The organism is Legionella adelaidensis (assembly GCF_900637865.1).
GTDB classification, from domain to species: Bacteria; Pseudomonadota; Gammaproteobacteria; order Legionellales; family Legionellaceae; genus Legionella_A; species Legionella_A adelaidensis.
Genome location: NZ_LR134418.1, coordinates 183,219 through 198,509, shown reverse-complemented (window position 1 = coordinate 198,509; position 15,291 = coordinate 183,219). Strand labels below are relative to the sequence as shown.

Sequence of the window (15,291 nt, the reverse complement as noted above, 5' to 3'; positions counted from 1 at the left end):
TTACATTCATTAATCTATTAGCATACCTAATTTGATTTTTTTTCAGGATTATTCATGACACAAGCTACACCTTCCTTCGCTTCTTTGGGCTTATCTCCCCCTTTATTAAAAGCTATTGAGGAATTAAATTATCAAACGCCCTCACCTATTCAACAACAAACCATTCCCTGGCTTTTGCAAGGTCGAGACGTAATTGGACAAGCACAAACAGGTACTGGTAAAACAGCTGCCTTTGCTTTACCTATTTTGCAACGGTTGCAAGTGGCGGTTAAAGAAACCCAAGCGCTTATTCTTGCGCCTACCAGAGAATTAGCTATTCAAGTTGCCGAGAGTTTTTCTTCATTAAGTACAAAACAAGCGGGGATAAAGGTAGTTGTTCTTTGTGGGGGACAAGATTACCGTCCTCAATTGAAGCAATTGCGAGAAGGGGCGCAAATTGTTGTTGGAACACCGGGAAGGATTCTTGACCACCTTGATCGAGGTACCTTGCAATTAGGCAACCTTAATACATTTGTTTTAGATGAAGCAGATGAAATGTTGCGAATGGGTTTTATTGAAGATGTAGAAACGATATTGGCAAAACTCCCAGAGACTAAGCAAATGGCTTTGTTCTCCGCTACCATGCCCAGTCGAATACGACAAATTGCTAATTGCTATTTAAATGATCCTGTTTCTATTGAAATTAAATCAGCAACTGCTACGGTAAAATCAATTGAGCAACGTTTTTTATTTGCGAATCAAATGCAAAAACCAGACGCTTTATTGCGTGTGTTAGCAAGCGAAGATTTTCAAGGAGTTATTGTTTTTGTACGTACTAAAAGCAGTACAGAAGAAGTAGCCGAACTGTTACAGCAGTATGATCATAAAGCAATGGCAATCCATGGGGATTTAAGCCAGGCTTTACGCGAACGTATTATTGCGCAATTTAAACAAGGTACTATTGATATCTTGGTTGCTACTGATGTAGCTGCCAGAGGCCTGGATGTAGATCGCGTGACGCATGTTATCAATTATGATATCGCACAAGATTGTGAAACGTATGTTCATCGAATTGGCCGAACAGGTCGTGCAGGAAGAAGCGGAGTAACAATTTTATTTGTTACGCCGAGAGAATCACGCATGCTCAGTTTAATCGAAAGACATACTCGTCAACGTATTGAAAAAATTAATGTTCCACACGATCAGGCTATTTTAGCCGCTAAACACAAACGTTTTATTAATAATATTACCACTCGTTTAGACAATGAAAATTTGAAAGAGTACCAACAAATTATTGAAAATTTTCTTAAAGAAAACGAGGTCTCCGCTGTCGAAGTAGCGGCAGCCTTGGCTCTAAAATTAAATAGTGATAAAGGTTGGAAGAACTCCATTTCTTTACCCCAGGTTAAACAAGAAAAAGTAAAAATAAAAAATGGTAAATCAGAAGGAAAGAATCCACGGTTTGGCGAACGAGACCGAAAAAGAAGTAAAGTAGAAGACTATGCCCATGAAGTCTTTCGACTAGACGTGGGAAGAATTCATGGTGTTAAGCCGGGTAATATCGTAGGGGCCATCGCTAACGAAGCGGGCATCCAAAGCCGTTATATCACTGGTTTAAAAATTAATGATGACCATTCTATTGTAAAATTGCCTAAAGGGATGTCCAAAGAAATTTTCCAAGATCTAAATAAAGCTTGGGTTTGTGGTAGACAATTAAAACTGGTTTCCTTGGGTTAAATGGGTAGGCCCTTGTCATTCCCCGCCTACGCGGGAATGACAAGGGCTGAATAAAGAGTGAGGATGCCTCTGTCTATGGTCAACTTTCATTTGCTCTTTATAAACCCATATTGTTTCTAATTACTTACAAACTTCAAAATTAATCACACACTTGTCTAATATTGCAAATCAAGGTCTATATGAGAGTATTATGTTCTGTAACTGGTAATAAAGTATAAAATTTACATTGATTCGTAATTTTTTTCATGCTTATAATCAATCACGTTAACCATAACAAAATAAGGTTCCTATGAAAATTCTTATCTCCATTATCGCGTTTTTGTTTACGACGATGGTATCTGCCACGCCTTTACACAAAATTGTCGTTTTTGGTGATAGTTTGTCTGATAACGGCAACCTTTATGAATATATGAAACATCAATTACCCATCTCTCCTCCTTACTACAAAGGTCGTTTTACGAACGGCTTGGTATGGGTAGAATTATTGGTCTCTAATTACAAAAATAAACAGCAACCGGCTCCACAAATTCAATTGGTTGACTATGCTTTCGGCGGCGCTTCAGTAGATGAATCGGAAAGTGGCCCTTTTTCTCTACGCGGACAAGTGGATAGTTATTTTCTGGTAAATAAAGTTGCCGACCCAAACAGTCTTTATATCGTTTGGATTGGTTCTAACAATTATTTATCTCTTGATGAAGATATGGAAACCTACCCCGTGATTCAAGGAATCAAAAACCAATTAGAGCGTCTGGTAGAAAAAGGTGCTAAACATTTTCTTATTGTAAATTTACCCGATCTGGGCAAAACTCCTTTAGCTCCTACTTTCGGGGTCACAGAATTACTTTCTTCCATTAGTTTGAAACATAATGATGAGTTGGCCTCTTTAATTGCAGATTATCAATCCAAACGTTCAGACATTAAATGGACGTACCTGGATGTAAATGAAGTATTTAATGAGATGTTGAAAGGAAGTTATTTCTCTAATGTAAATGAATCATGTACCAAAGATGATGATGAAGAGGTTGAATGGGAAGTAGCCCCACCATCCATGCTAAAAATCGCTGCAAAAGTAACCAAACCTGCACCAAGAAATTGTGACGATTACTTATTCTTCGATGAAGTGCATCCTACAGGTCCCGCTCACAAAATTATGGCGGCCCATGCGATGAGAATCCTTGAAAAGGCAGGGGAAGTATTTGGTTAATTATAAACTCTGAAGATAATATGAGAAGTCCCCCGGTTGACAAGCAACCGGGCTACTTTAGTTAGGTGACTCCAGATCATAGCCTAGCTGCTCGTCAGGGAAGCCCAATTACCATCCTTTACTCTTGCAAATGGCTTCGTATGCTTTCGTTATTTTCTGTGTTTTGTCATTAGCCATTTTTATCATTGCTTCAGGTAAGCCCTTCGCAATTAGGCGATCAGGGTGATTTCGGCTTATAAGCTTCCTATAAGCCTTTTTTACCTCTTGTTTGGATGCATTCGGGTTAATTTCTAGAATGGCATAAGCCTGATCTAAATGTGATGTACTTTGATAGGTACGAGAATACTGATTATTGGAAGTATGCTGACGACTATATTGCTGATATTGATTAAAAAAATCTTCATAAAAACGATTCTGCTGATGTAAGGGCGCAAAACCGAGATGACGTAAGACAATGTTCATGGCCGTGAGTTTTGGCTGAGACAACCCGTCTACACACGCAGATCTGTATTGAATATCTAAAAATAAGCGTAATAAGTCGGGGTTATCCTGAGTAACTTCTTTTAAAAGTTGCAAAATATGAGTTACATTAAAAGTTGTTTTTTTACCTTCCCTAAAGTATCTCTTTGCTTCTTCCCGTTGTTTGCCATTTAAACCCATTTCATCCATTAAAGTAGCTGCCATTTGGATTTCTTTCTCGGATACTCTCCCGTCAGCTTTAGCAATATGTCCTATAATGGAAAAAGTGGCTTCAAAAAATATTTTTTGCACCACTCCTCTTTTTTCTGCATGATAAAGCCAATGAGGACGAGAAAAATGTTCCGCCAAACCATGATCAAAAAAATTTCCAATGAGGAGGCCAAAAAGAGCTCCAACAGGACCTGCCATTAAGTAACCAAGGAATGCACCAAATATTTTTCCCCACCAAGTGTGAGCGGTAAAAAACTCGCGTAAATTCATTAAACAAAACCTGCTATTCAAATTGGATATTTACAAGATAAATATATTTTAGCTGGAGTTTGTCTTTTTTTATACTGATAGAAGGGAAAATTAACAATTATATAACAGTTTGGTTTTATCATATCTTCCTCTGCGCGTGGGCTTCAGACAATAAGATAGATCACAGGTATATTTATCTTAGTACATCCCAATTTTGTCATGTACTAAGATATTTATTATAAATTCCGCTGGTTAATAAAATAGCGTATAATTTGCTTTTTATAAGCTTTTAAAAGCCATGCGATTCATTTACTCGTTTTTATTTAACCTGCTATCTCCGCTTTTACTCATAAGACTTTATTGGAAAGGAAAAAAATTACCTGCTTATCGTCAACGAATTAAAGAGCGCTTTTGTTTAGAAGGCCCTGCAAAACCAGTAGACGTATGGTTGCACGCAGTATCTTTAGGCGAGGTTGTTGCTGCTGTACCCTTAATAGAGCAATTTTTGGCGAAGAATAAAAAAGTATTGATTACCACTATGACGCCTACTGGATCCGAGCAAATAATAAAACGTTTTGCTGAAAAGGTAGTGCATCAATATGTTCCTTATGATTTAGGTTGGGTAACAAGACGCTTTTTTGCCCAATACAAGCCCAAAATAGCGGTGATCATGGAAACGGAATTATGGCCAAATTTAATCCATCATGCTAATAAACGTAAAATTCCTCTTTTTCTTGTCAATGCACGTATCTCGGATAAAGCTTTTCAAAGTTATTTAAAAACGAAGTTCTTTTTCCAATCAGTGGTTAGAAAATTTACCAAGATATTAGCGCAAAGTGATATTGATTCAACGCGTTTTATAGAATTAGGCGCAGCTAATCAACGGGTTGCCAATTGCGGAAATATAAAGTTTGATATTAAGTTAAATGCTCACTTCAAAGAAGAACTTCTACAAATGAAAGAAGTCTGGGGGCAAGAGCGGGCTGTATTTATTGCGGCGAGTACGCATGAAGGGGAAGAGGAAGAGATATTAAAACATTTGCCAAAACTACAAGAAAGAATTCCCAACATACTCCTGTTAATTGCTCCCCGACATCCGGAACGTTTTGAGCATGTTTTCCAATTAAGTAAAAAATATGGGTTCAATACACAATTACGCACGGAATTTAAAAGTAACGCTAAGACCGAGGTTATTATTGTTAATAGCTTGGGCGAGCTTTTGACGTTTTATAAACTATCTGATTTTGCGTTTGTAGGAGGAAGTATAATTTCTACTATTGGCGGCCATAATGTTCTCGAGCCTATAGCGTTACAAAAACCAGTAGTAACCGGGCCCTACATGCAAAATAGCCGCGAAATTTTTGAGGGATTGTGTAACAAGAATGCCCTAAGGGTAGCTAAAAATGGGCAAGAATTGGTTGATGTGGTTAGTGAGCTTTATTTGTCTCCTGAGCAGTATGAAGATTTAGTTAGTAACGCTAGTAGGGTAATGCAAGCGAATCAGGGTACGGTGCAAAGAATCTTGCGGGAAGTTGAGGGGTATTGGTAGGGGCTAAAGTCTCGTAGTTTTGTAGTAGTTGTTGCCTCAACCAGGAGTCAATTTTGTCGGTAAAAGACATGTATTGAAGGCAGGAAAACCTGGTTGGCTAGCAACCAGGTTACATTTACATGCAAAAGTAATAAGCTGGTTAACTTCCCTGATTTTGCCGCTCTTTTATTTCAGAAAGGGTTTTACAGTCAATACACAATGTTGCGGTAGGGCGTGCTTCCAAGCGGCGGAGGCCGATTTCTATACCGCATGCTTCACAATAACCAAAGTCATCGTCGCGTAATCGCTCTAATGCATCTTCGATTTTTTTGATTAATTTACGCTCACGATCGCGCGTGCGTAATTCTAAACTAAACTCTTCTTCTTGACTTGCTCTATCGGAAGGATCAGGAAAATTGGCAGCTTCGTCTTTCATATGGGTTACTGTGCGGTCTACTTCTTCCATAAGAGACTGACGCCAGGCTAGTAATATTTTTTCAATATGAGCCAACTGGCTTTCATTCATGTATTCTTCGCCGTCCTTTTCTTGGTAAGGAGCTATCCCCATGCTGCTAACTGTGTCACTTTTCACGTTGTGTTCACTCTCATTAGTTAAATCAATTAATTGCTCTGGCATAGACCGCCTCCTGCTAAGGTATCCCTTTTAATCTTTGGCTCCCCAGTTAATTAAAAGGGCTAGGTATACCAAAAATATTGTTATTCATCAACTATAGCCTAAAATAAGGGGGTGTGCATAAATTTAACATCTCCCCATTAAAGTGGTTTTCTTCCCCCAGAGCAACGATCTCTTCCTTCATAATCTTGCCAACAGGATATTTCTTTATACCCTTTTGCTGACAATTTCTCAAATATTGCTTTCCTTTGTTCGAAGCCATGTTCTATAAGCAATACCCCTCCGGGAGATAAATAGTTAACACTGTGATCAATAATAGTGGAAATGTCAGATAGTCCTTGGTCCCCGCTAATTAAAGCACCCTGCGGCTCAAATCGTAGATCTCCCGCTCCCAGGTGAGGGTCATTTTCCGCAATATAAGGAGGGTTTGAGACAATTAAATCAAATGTTTCTGTGCCAACATCAGAGAACCAATCGGATTGGGCAAAAAGAATATTGGTTACTTCCAAATCTTTTGCATTTTCAATCGCCACCGCTAATGCTTTTAAATTTTTATCTACCGCCAGAATTTTCCAATGTGGTCTCTCTAACCCTAGCGCAATAGCAATGGCACCGGTACCGGTTCCTAAGTCTAAAACCTTAGCTTGTTCTTTATCACTTAATAATTTTAAACCTATTTCCACTAATAATTCTGTTTCTGGCCTTGGTATAAGGGTATCCGGTGTAACTTTTAGGGTAAAGGACCAGAAATCGCGTTGGCTTATTATGTAAGCAATAGGAAGGCCATTTTTTCTCTGTTGCACTAAATTAATATATATTTGCGCTTCCTGCTTGTTTAATTTTAATTCAGGATAAGTGTAAAGAAAGGTGCGATTTTTCTGAATGACAAATGCCAGTAATATCTCTGCATCAATTTGGGCCGTAGAGCTGAACGGGGCTAAGGAAGCGACAGCATTTTGCAATAGTGTCTTTATAGTGTATCCATCTTCATCCGCACCCCCGGTCGCATCAATCATGTTGCCCTAATTCGGCTAATAGTTCAGCATGATGTTCCCGTTGTAATGCATCAATAACGTCGGTTAAATGTCCGGTCATTACTTCATTAAGTTGATAAAGGGTAAGGTTAATACGGTGGTCCGTTAACCGCCCTTGTGGAAAATTATACGTACGAATGCGCTCTGAGCGATCACCGCTGCCAACAAGCGATTTACGCGTTTGGGCTTGTTGTTGCCTTTGCTTTGTTTGTTCTGCGTCTAATAGACGCGCTTTTAGCAAAGCCATAGCTTTTGCGCGATTTTTATGTTGTGAACGTTCATCCTGACATTCAACAACCACCCCCGTTGGTAAGTGAGTAATACGAATAGCAGAGTCAGTTTTATTAACGTGCTGCCCACCAGCTCCTGATGAACGGTAGGTATCAATTCTTAATTCATCCGGATTAATAGCAATTTCGTCAATTTCATCGATTTCAGGTAAAATTGCAACGGTACAGGCAGAGGTGTGAACCCGTCCCTGTGATTCTGTTTCTGGAACTCGCTGCACACGATGAGTACCTGATTCAAATTTCAATTGCGAATAAACATTTTGGCCGCTTACTCGGGCAATGATTTCTTTATAACCCCCATGTTCTCCGTGATTTGCGCTAATTACTTCTACTGGCCAGCCCCGGCTTTCTGCGTAACGGCTATACATACGGAAGAGATCCCCGGCAAATATAGCTGCTTCGTCACCGCCTGTACCGGCACGGATTTCTAAATAAATATTACGTTCGTCGTCAGGATCCTTGGGAATCAAGTGGTATTGTAACTCTTCTTCTAAGGTGGCAATTTTCTCTTTACAAGAGGGAATTTCTTCCTGGGCCATCGCTGCCATCTCCTGATCGTCACTGGCAACCATTTCCTCCAACGATTCAAGATCCTTGCGTGCATGCATATACTGATCAAAACAATTAGCGATAGGCTCTAATTGCGCATATTCTTTAGATAGCGATTTAAACTGGTTTTGATCAGCTATTACAGAAGACTCGGATAAAAGCCTACCCACTTCTTGGAAGCGCTCTAATAGTTGTTCTAATTTAATTTCAAGTGACTTCTTCATAAATAGAATTATTGCCTTGGAGAATGTATTTAGCAAAGTCAAGTAACTCGATTCGGTTATCTTGTGCTGCTTCCTTTAACCCTACCGTTGGTGAGTGGGTTAATTTATTTAATAGCCGGTTGGCGAATTCGTTCAAAACTATCTCTTGGCATTGCCCGGAAGCCAGTTTTTGTAAAGCACGCTGTAATTCAGCTTGTGTAAGCTCTTTCATTTGACTGCGATAATCGCAAATAACCTGGTTCGCCCGGAGTGAACGGTGCCAACGTATATATTCTTCTAATTCTATTTCAACTAGCTGTTCCGCTTTGAGAGCCGCTTCTTGGCGTTCACTCCTGCCTTTTTCAACGATACTTTCCAAGTCGTCAATATTGAAGAGGCTGACATTCTCTATTTCAGCAACATTGGCTTCAATATCTCTTGGGACAGCTAAATCTAATAAGAAAAGTGGGGCCTGATTTCGTTGCTTTAATACGTCATTTATCAAACTTTGGTTAATAAAAGGGAAAGGGCATGCAGTAGCGGAAATGACTACGTCTGCTTTTACCAGATGCTGGTGTAGGTCCATAATGGAAACGGCTACGCCATTAAAGTTGTGAGCCAAATTTTTAGCATTGTCTTCCGTGCGACTAGCTATAATGAATTTTGAAGCCCCGTTTTTGTGTAAGTACTTGGCCACTAAACTTGAGGTTTCACCTGAACCAATGATAAGTACAGTTAAAGGTTCAAAATTTTTGAACGCTTTTTCAATTAACTGAACGGCCGCAAAAGCGATAGATACGGGATTATTGCCAATGCCACTATGGGTACGAATCCGTTTGCTGGCTTTAAAAACAAAGGGGAAAATTTTTTGTAAATTTTCTTTAACACTCCCTAATTGATAAGCAAATTCATACGAGCGTTTTATTTGCCCAAATATTTGTGGCTCACCAATCATCATGGAATCTAAACCGCTGGCTACGCGTAGAATATGGCGAATACCCTGATTGCCAGTATGTACATAAAAATGCGGCTTGATGCTTTGTTCCGGCAATTGGTGAAAGTCAGCGACTACGTGAGAAAGATGTTCTATCGAACTGCTTTCACAATAAATTTCTGTGCGGTTACAAGTGGACATAACAACAGCTTCGTTGGCAGCATTAGAGTTTATAAGCTTATAAAGTAACAAATCCTGATTCTCTGCAGTCAGGGCTACTTTTTCGCGAAAATTTAAAGAAGCTGATTTATGATTAAATCCGCAAGCAACAAAAACCATGGTATTTAAGCTAGTAAGTAATAGGGGGAATTGTACTGCATTTAGACGAGGATTTGTACCCTGAAACTTTTTCTAAAGAACTGTAATTTCCAGCCGTTAAATAAGGTAACCCTTTTGAAAATCCTGCAGTGAGGGAAAAAATGGAAATCATCTTTCAAGGCAATCACAACAGTGAAGAAGCATTAGAAAGTTTGCAAGGGGTCCTCCAATTATTTAAGGAGCGTTATCATATTGCCGAATTTCGGGAAATGCATTTAACGATAACGCTGGTAGATGATAGAGGGCAAGATGTCGAGTTGGTAGATAGCGAAACCGATCAAGCTTATCGAACTTTTGAAGTATATCGTGAAGGACAGGAGTTTGAACCCCGTCGAAAATTACCTATTTTAAAATTAATAGTAGATAATACTCGTAAATAAAAATCTGAGTATTAATATTTTGTTAGTCTCTCTTATTGCTCTTATTTTAAGTTTGCTATTAGTTATTGGCCTGCATGAAGCAGGCCATGCATTGGCTGCTTATTTTCTGGGAATTAAAATTAAGCGCATTGCTATCGGTTTCGGGCCTCCCCTTATAAAGTGGACCAATAAAAATAAAGTGGAATGGGTTTGGGGGTTATTGCCGTTAGGAGGGTATGTAGAATTATTAAACACGCGGATTGGTATTGTTAAGAAAAGTGAAGAAAAATATGCTTTTGATAAACAAGCTATTTGGAAACGAATAACGGTGTTAGTAGCTGGTGTAGCGACTAATTTTTTCATTGCCTTTGTCGCGTTAATAATTATCCATGTGATGGGTTACCAACGGCTAGCGCCTGTGATTTCTGAAGTAGATCCCGCAAGTATTGCTGCACAAGCACAAATTGCAGCAGGTGATCGTTTTCTGGCTATTAATAACAAGAGTACACCCTCATGGCGAGAGGCAGGATTACAATTATTAATTTCACTTGGACAAAATGAAGTTCCGGTAGAGCTTATTACTTCTACGGGAGAAGGCAAAAAAACTATGCTTCATCTAAACCGGTGGCACTATCAAAAGGATGAAAATCTTTTAAAAAGTATCGGGATCATAGTTTTGCCTTCGGAAAAACCGGAAATAGTACCTGGCATAAATTTATTGCAGGCAATGATAAAAGCCGCGCAAGAGATTCAAAATCTGGTGATATTTTTTATACTTTTATTAAAGCAAATTGTAACCGGTACATTGCCGTTTGCACTGCTTCTGGGCCCTATAGGTATTTTTTCTTTAATAATTAATTCTTTAGAACAGGGTTTTCTTGTATTTTTAAATTTTATTGCCAATTTAAGTATATCCGTTGCTGTTGTGAATATATTACCTATTCCCGGTTTGGATGGGGGAGGAATTCTCTATGCATTACTTGAAAAAATTCGTGGTAAACCTCTTTCGATAGCCTTGGAAATTTTAATATTCCGCTTAATGTGTATATTTTTTATTCTTTTCACCATACAGCTTATCCTGAACGACTTAAATCGTTACTTTGCCTAAGTTGGTGCCCCGGACCCACAAAAAAATTTGTAAAGCGTGTTAGCCTTGCGGCATAACTACATAATAAATAAATCCTTCAATGTTCTTTTTTTGACAAAATTAATGCATAATTTCTAGCTCTTTTCCTTATTGTTTAATAAATATGACAAACCCCACAAAAGTTTCGGAAGTAGCTCTTCGTGCTGGTGCTTTAAAAGGCGCCAGTGAATTAACAACAGTTGCCGAAGCGATGGTAACGAGCTTAGTCCCGGGGGGGGCTACTGCTACCTCCTTTCTTTCCGAGATAGCTAAACAAAAAGAAATTATTGGCTTGGCAGTGGTTGCTGTAGTTGGCGCTGCCATGGCTATTCGTCACGCAATAAGTGAATTAAATGATGCGCGTTTAGATTACGATAAAGTTATCAGGAAATGTAAAATTGGAGCCATGGAAATTCCAACGGATTGTGAGGAAGGAAGACTTGAAACTGAGCAATTGGTAGTCCATCAATTTGTGGAGATGACGAAAGATACTGAACACCATCTGGCTCCATATTTTGGTATACAAGAAGATACATTAACGGATAAACATCATTCCAGGCTTTATTCTGTTCTTCCGTTTTCAACTATGAGCAAACATCTGGGACAAGTTATTGCAAGCAGCAGACCATTAGATGTAGCACGTAGAGAAATTCGTTTATTTTTAGATGGCAGACTACCAAAAATATTAGGAGATTTGGACAGAGTCTTTGAAAAGCAATGGAAACCTGTAGAGGTGGTAAAACATACATTTAAAGGGACCAATTACTTAAATGATTTAAAAGCCCCGCGGTTTATAATGATCACGTTAGCTAATCTGCTTTGGCACTTGCAACATCCGGTAGATCCTGAGACGGGGTATCCATTAAGTGTTAGCGATTCACTTGCCTTATGCAGGGAAGCCGCGCAGTTTGTAAATAATCTATTAAATAGAGACCGACGGCCATTTATTCATAAAATTGCAAATGAGCAAAATCATTTGGATGAATATGTACAAATGGTGGAGGCACATATTCGTGCATTACACGAGGCCTATGAAAAAGAACTTACCCAGGAATTAAATATACAGGATGTAGCCAATAGAGCCCATGAAGTTATCAGGAGAATGGATACCAGTGTATTTGAAATTGTTTTCACGCGAGAAGAAACGCCTGGGGAAAAAATACCGGATGACAAGGCTGCAGGGAATATTGCGGAACTTGTAAGTGCATTAAATATCATTTTGAATGGAAATCCGGCTATTTTAGATTATTTTTTACCTTTTAAAGATATTCCTCACAGAACGGCTGGAGTGAATCACAAGCTTAATACAGTAATCGACCTATTAATTATTTTTTGCCACCTTCCTGAAGATGAAAGAAGGAGGCTCTTAGACTTACTCCTTAAACAAGGAGGAACTTTTAGCTTATTTAGTAAACAATTAAAAAGTTTCTACCACGAGTTTGTAGAGCCAATACAAGCTGTTTGCAAAAGGGATTTAGGGCACGGGAAAATATTTGGTCATGCGTCAGAAGAGCAAGTAATGGTATTGACTGCAAGACGGCTTATCCCGTTAATTACTTTGGTTATAGAGGATTATGGTGTAAGCGTTGATACGGAAAGAAGTACAGAGGTAGCAGAAAAATCAAAGGCTACCGAGGTTCCCATTTTTAGCGGAATCGAGCAAGTAGAATTTATTAATAGAAATTGGGTGCGCGATAGAGGATATTATAATTTAATGCTCTCTGCATTCATTACCATGAATGCAGATTCAGAAGCGTTAATTGATGAATTTCCCAAAAAACAATATAGGTTAACCCAAGTTACCAAATTATTAGACAGTATTACGGAACTGACTTTTAATTATCGTAATTTCCTCCAACATAAAGGCTTTCAAGCTTTTTTAAAAGATGCGATCAGAAGAGTATCGGTTGAATTTACACAAGTAGGGGAAAAAATAAAAGAAATCGATCGTCAAATTTTAATTAGAGACAATAGTAGCAGCCGGACGATGACTGATATCATAGGGAGCTTGTTAGAGGATTTATTTAAGAGTTTACGTGCCTTTGCAGCAGCTTCTTCTCATTTAAGGGACGTAGTTGATGCCCCCGATTTTACTGAGCAACAACAACACATTTTACAAAAAAAACTACGGTCTATTTCAGAGCAGTATACCCGTTTATTTGGTATTCGATTAGATACTTCTGCATTTACCACGGACAAAACGGAGGCGGTATTTCAAGAAAATACATGCAGACCGCATTCGGTTAGACCAAGTACTGTGGCTGCGTTGAAATCATTAATTTATCGTTGCTCTGATGCGCTCTCCTTTCAAAGCAGATATGGACATAAAGGAAAATTATTACGCGATTTATCCCTGCTGGTCGATCACACAGCAAATCGTCTTACTGATGATCAAATAAGAAAAGTTATTCTTGAGCTGGTTCGAATTACCGCAAGCTATACGACTTTGGGTTTTTTTCATGCCAATTATTGTGAAACGCGATCGGCAAAAGCGCTGATAAACGGTTTAAAAGATAGTGATTTAAATGCAGAGCTCCCGCTGATGGACATAATTTTTGGAGCCGACACACAGATTGATTATCAGCTGGTGGCTGATAAAGTTTTATTTGAAAAACTTGTTAACATGGGAAGGGAGAAGCACTGGGAAGAAAGTGCCAAGGATATTAATAGAACAACATTAATGGCCTAAACCGCTTTAGCACATCCCCAGGCATGGATAGTGATAGCAGAATTTTTTTTTATCATACGGGCTAGTTCGTTCAGCGTACTACCCGTGGTGATAATGTCGTCAATAAGCGTAATGTTTTTATAGGTAATGGAAGAAATACTGAAAACATCGCGTAAATTTTGCCTTCTCTTTACGCCTCTTAATTCCGCCTGTGCGGGTGTCATTATCTGTTTTTTACAACAATTTAACTCTACCGGAATTCCCAGTACTTTCCCTAAATATTTAGCCAATTCGGCCGCTTGATTAAACCCACGTTGCCGTAATTTCTTGTAATGTAGCGGTATGGGAATAAAACATTCACTGTGTAAAATAGTTTCTGGCGTCTTTTCCAACATTAGTTCCGCTAAAAATTGGGTAAGATAAATTCCGCCCTTGTATTTAAATTCATGCATAATACTTCGCAGTGGCTCTGTAAAATAATAAGCAGCTTGCATGCTATCCACATGCGGTTTTTTCTTAATGCATCGCCCGCATACTAAATAATCACTTTGGGGCAGTGGGGTAGCGCAACTGAAACAAGCAGCCCCTATAGGATCAAGGTAATTGGTACAATCAGCACAAATCACCTTGCTGTGGGAATGTGCTTGATTACAGAGAAAACAAACCGATTTAAGATAAAACTTCTGTGTTATACTCGTCAGTCTTTGCCATACCATATTCTTTTCCAAAATACGCAAGCATGAATAAAACGAACGAGGTAAGTAAGTCCTTTAACAAGGTAGCTAATGATTATGAAACTTTTGCAAAAGTGCAAAAAGAAATTGGCTTACGCTTATTCGAACGCCTGGAATTATTAAAAATTACACCAAAATATGTTTTAGACTTGGGCAGCGGTACGGGGATATTTACCTCCTTGCTGAAAAAAAAATACCCCAAAGCGGAAGTAATTGCATTCGATATTGCCCACCAGATGCTTCTAACCGGAAAAAAGAAACAAACCTGGCGGTTAAAATGGAATTCCATTTCCGGTGACATGCTGCGTATGCCTTTTCCTGATGGAATGATCGATTTGGTTTTCTCCAACCAAGTTATCCATTGGTCTCCTTCTTTGCCGCGATTATTTTCAGAAATTAATCGAATTATGAATGTAAACGGATGCCTTATGTTTTCTTCTTTAGGTCCAGACACGTTTTGCGAATTACGAAAGGCTTGGGGTGCGGTAGACTCTTTTGCTCACGCAAATGAGTTTTTAGATATGCACGATTTGGGGGATATTTTATTAAAGGAACAATTCCTTGATCCCGTAGTCGATATGGAAAAATTAGTCGTTCACTATAATAGCTTTGTAAGGCTTATTCATGCCTTGAAAATGCAGGGTGTGCGCAATGTTCATAGCAAAAGAAATGCTGGCCTTACGGGTAAAACCGCCTGGTTAAAATTTGAAGAGGCTTATAATCAGTTAAAAGTTTCCGATCATTTTCCTTTAAGTTATGAAATTGTGTATGGGCATGCGTGGAAGGGTTTGCAATTTAGTAGTTCACATGGGACGGAAGTTAGGATTCCAATTGCGGGGATAAGAAAAAAAATGTAGGTTGGCGCCAACGGCCCAACATTCGATCTCTGAAGAAATAGAAGAATGTTGGGCAGTCGACCGGAAGTGTCGTCCATTTTTTTGAACAACTGATAAATGAGCAGATGGTTACTTAATCCAAGGTATTACCGAAAAAAG

At 38.8% G+C, this 15,291-nt stretch carries 13 protein-coding genes; 7 read left to right on the top strand and 6 right to left on the bottom strand.

The window, feature by feature from the left end; all coding sequences use genetic code 11:
* Positions 1–54 precede the first annotated feature (54 nt).
* Positions 55–1,716: a DEAD/DEAH box helicase gene (locus EL206_RS02025; protein WP_058461158.1), complete on the top strand. Its 1,662-nt coding sequence runs from the start codon at positions 55–57 to the stop codon at positions 1,714–1,716.
* A 289-nt stretch (positions 1,717–2,005) separates the two neighbouring features.
* The gene (locus tag EL206_RS02020) at positions 2,006–2,920 is read left to right on the top strand and encodes an SGNH/GDSL hydrolase family protein (protein ID WP_058461159.1); all 915 of its coding nucleotides are present in this window, start codon (positions 2,006–2,008) and stop codon (positions 2,918–2,920) included.
* A gap of 108 nt (positions 2,921–3,028) precedes the next feature.
* Here the strand turns inward: EL206_RS02020 and djlA are convergent, their stop codons facing one another.
* The gene (gene djlA, locus EL206_RS02015) at positions 3,029–3,880 is read right to left on the bottom strand and encodes a co-chaperone DjlA (protein ID WP_058461160.1); all 852 of its coding nucleotides are present in this window, start codon (positions 3,878–3,880) and stop codon (positions 3,029–3,031) included.
* Positions 3,881–4,157: 277 nt separating this feature from the next.
* Between djlA and waaA the strand changes: the two genes are divergently transcribed.
* Entirely contained in the window at positions 4,158–5,408 is a 1,251-nt protein-coding gene (gene waaA, locus EL206_RS02010) for a lipid IV(A) 3-deoxy-D-manno-octulosonic acid transferase (protein WP_058461161.1), read from the top strand.
* A gap of 139 nt (positions 5,409–5,547) precedes the next feature.
* On the opposite strand, the gene dksA is transcribed toward waaA, so the two are convergent.
* The 4 genes from dksA to hemA form a co-directional block, all read right to left on the bottom strand.
* Positions 5,548–5,955 (bottom strand): RNA polymerase-binding protein DksA, encoded by a 408-nt coding sequence (gene dksA / locus EL206_RS02005; RefSeq protein ID WP_415097920.1) that lies wholly within the window; start codon positions 5,953–5,955, stop codon positions 5,548–5,550.
* A 206-nt stretch (positions 5,956–6,161) separates the two neighbouring features.
* A complete protein-coding gene (gene prmC / locus EL206_RS02000; RefSeq protein WP_084758805.1) occupies positions 6,162–7,037 on the bottom strand; it encodes a peptide chain release factor N(5)-glutamine methyltransferase in 876 nt (291 codons plus the stop codon).
* On the bottom strand, positions 7,030–8,118 hold the full coding sequence (gene prfA / locus EL206_RS01995) for a peptide chain release factor 1 (protein ID WP_058461163.1): 1,089 nt from the start codon (positions 8,116–8,118) through the stop codon (positions 7,030–7,032). The genes prmC and prfA overlap by 8 nt, the downstream gene beginning before the upstream one ends.
* The gene (gene hemA, locus EL206_RS01990) at positions 8,102–9,370 is read right to left on the bottom strand and encodes a glutamyl-tRNA reductase (RefSeq protein WP_058461164.1); all 1,269 of its coding nucleotides are present in this window, start codon (positions 9,368–9,370) and stop codon (positions 8,102–8,104) included. The genes prfA and hemA overlap by 17 nt, the downstream gene beginning before the upstream one ends.
* A gap of 140 nt (positions 9,371–9,510) precedes the next feature.
* Between hemA and EL206_RS01985 the strand changes: the two genes are divergently transcribed.
* The 3 genes from EL206_RS01985 to EL206_RS01975 all read left to right on the top strand — a co-directional run bounded on the left by EL206_RS01985 (position 9,511) and on the right by EL206_RS01975 (position 13,583).
* A complete protein-coding gene (locus EL206_RS01985) occupies positions 9,511–9,789 on the top strand; it encodes a hypothetical protein (protein WP_058461165.1) in 279 nt (92 codons plus the stop codon).
* Positions 9,790–9,808: 19 nt separating this feature from the next.
* The gene (locus EL206_RS01980; RefSeq protein ID WP_058461166.1) at positions 9,809–10,876 is read left to right on the top strand and encodes a M50 family metallopeptidase; all 1,068 of its coding nucleotides are present in this window, start codon (positions 9,809–9,811) and stop codon (positions 10,874–10,876) included.
* Between the two features lie 142 nt (positions 10,877–11,018).
* Entirely contained in the window at positions 11,019–13,583 is a 2,565-nt protein-coding gene (locus tag EL206_RS01975; RefSeq protein ID WP_058461167.1) for a hypothetical protein, read from the top strand.
* Here EL206_RS01975 and EL206_RS01970 read toward each other — a convergent pair.
* Positions 13,580–14,065 (bottom strand): ComF family protein, encoded by a 486-nt coding sequence (locus EL206_RS01970; RefSeq protein ID WP_131739664.1) that lies wholly within the window; start codon positions 14,063–14,065, stop codon positions 13,580–13,582. The two genes, EL206_RS01975 and EL206_RS01970, sit on opposite strands and share 4 nt — an antisense overlap.
* 236 nt (positions 14,066–14,301) lie before the next feature.
* Here EL206_RS01970 and bioC point away from each other — a divergent pair, with 236 nt between their 5' ends.
* The gene (gene bioC, locus EL206_RS01965; protein ID WP_058461169.1) at positions 14,302–15,153 is read left to right on the top strand and encodes a malonyl-ACP O-methyltransferase BioC; all 852 of its coding nucleotides are present in this window, start codon (positions 14,302–14,304) and stop codon (positions 15,151–15,153) included.
* The last annotated feature ends 138 nt before the right edge of the window (positions 15,154–15,291 follow it).

What these genes read in the sequence shown, in the direction of transcription:
- prfA (WP_058461163.1), bottom strand. Translation starts at nt 8,118, where the DNA reads ATGAAGAAGTCACTTGAAATTAAATTAGAACAACTATTAGAGCGCTTC.
- hemA (WP_058461164.1), bottom strand. Translation starts at nt 9,370, where the DNA reads ATGGTTTTTGTTGCTTGCGGATTTAATCATAAATCAGCTTCTTTAAAT.
- EL206_RS01985 (WP_058461165.1), top strand. Translation starts at nt 9,511, where the DNA reads ATGGAAATCATCTTTCAAGGCAATCACAACAGTGAAGAAGCATTAGAA.
- EL206_RS02025 (WP_058461158.1), top strand. Translation starts at nt 55, where the DNA reads ATGACACAAGCTACACCTTCCTTCGCTTCTTTGGGCTTATCTCCCCCT.
- prmC (WP_084758805.1), bottom strand. Translation starts at nt 7,037, where the DNA reads ATGATTGATGCGACCGGGGGTGCGGATGAAGATGGATACACTATAAAG.
- dksA (WP_415097920.1), bottom strand. Translation starts at nt 5,955, where the DNA reads ATGGGGATAGCTCCTTACCAAGAAAAGGACGGCGAAGAATACATGAAT.
- bioC (WP_058461169.1), top strand. Translation starts at nt 14,302, where the DNA reads ATGAATAAAACGAACGAGGTAAGTAAGTCCTTTAACAAGGTAGCTAAT.
- waaA (WP_058461161.1), top strand. Translation starts at nt 4,158, where the DNA reads ATGCGATTCATTTACTCGTTTTTATTTAACCTGCTATCTCCGCTTTTA.
- djlA (WP_058461160.1), bottom strand. Translation starts at nt 3,880, where the DNA reads ATGAATTTACGCGAGTTTTTTACCGCTCACACTTGGTGGGGAAAAATA.
- EL206_RS01975 (WP_058461167.1), top strand. Translation starts at nt 11,019, where the DNA reads ATGACAAACCCCACAAAAGTTTCGGAAGTAGCTCTTCGTGCTGGTGCT.
- EL206_RS02020 (WP_058461159.1), top strand. Translation starts at nt 2,006, where the DNA reads ATGAAAATTCTTATCTCCATTATCGCGTTTTTGTTTACGACGATGGTA.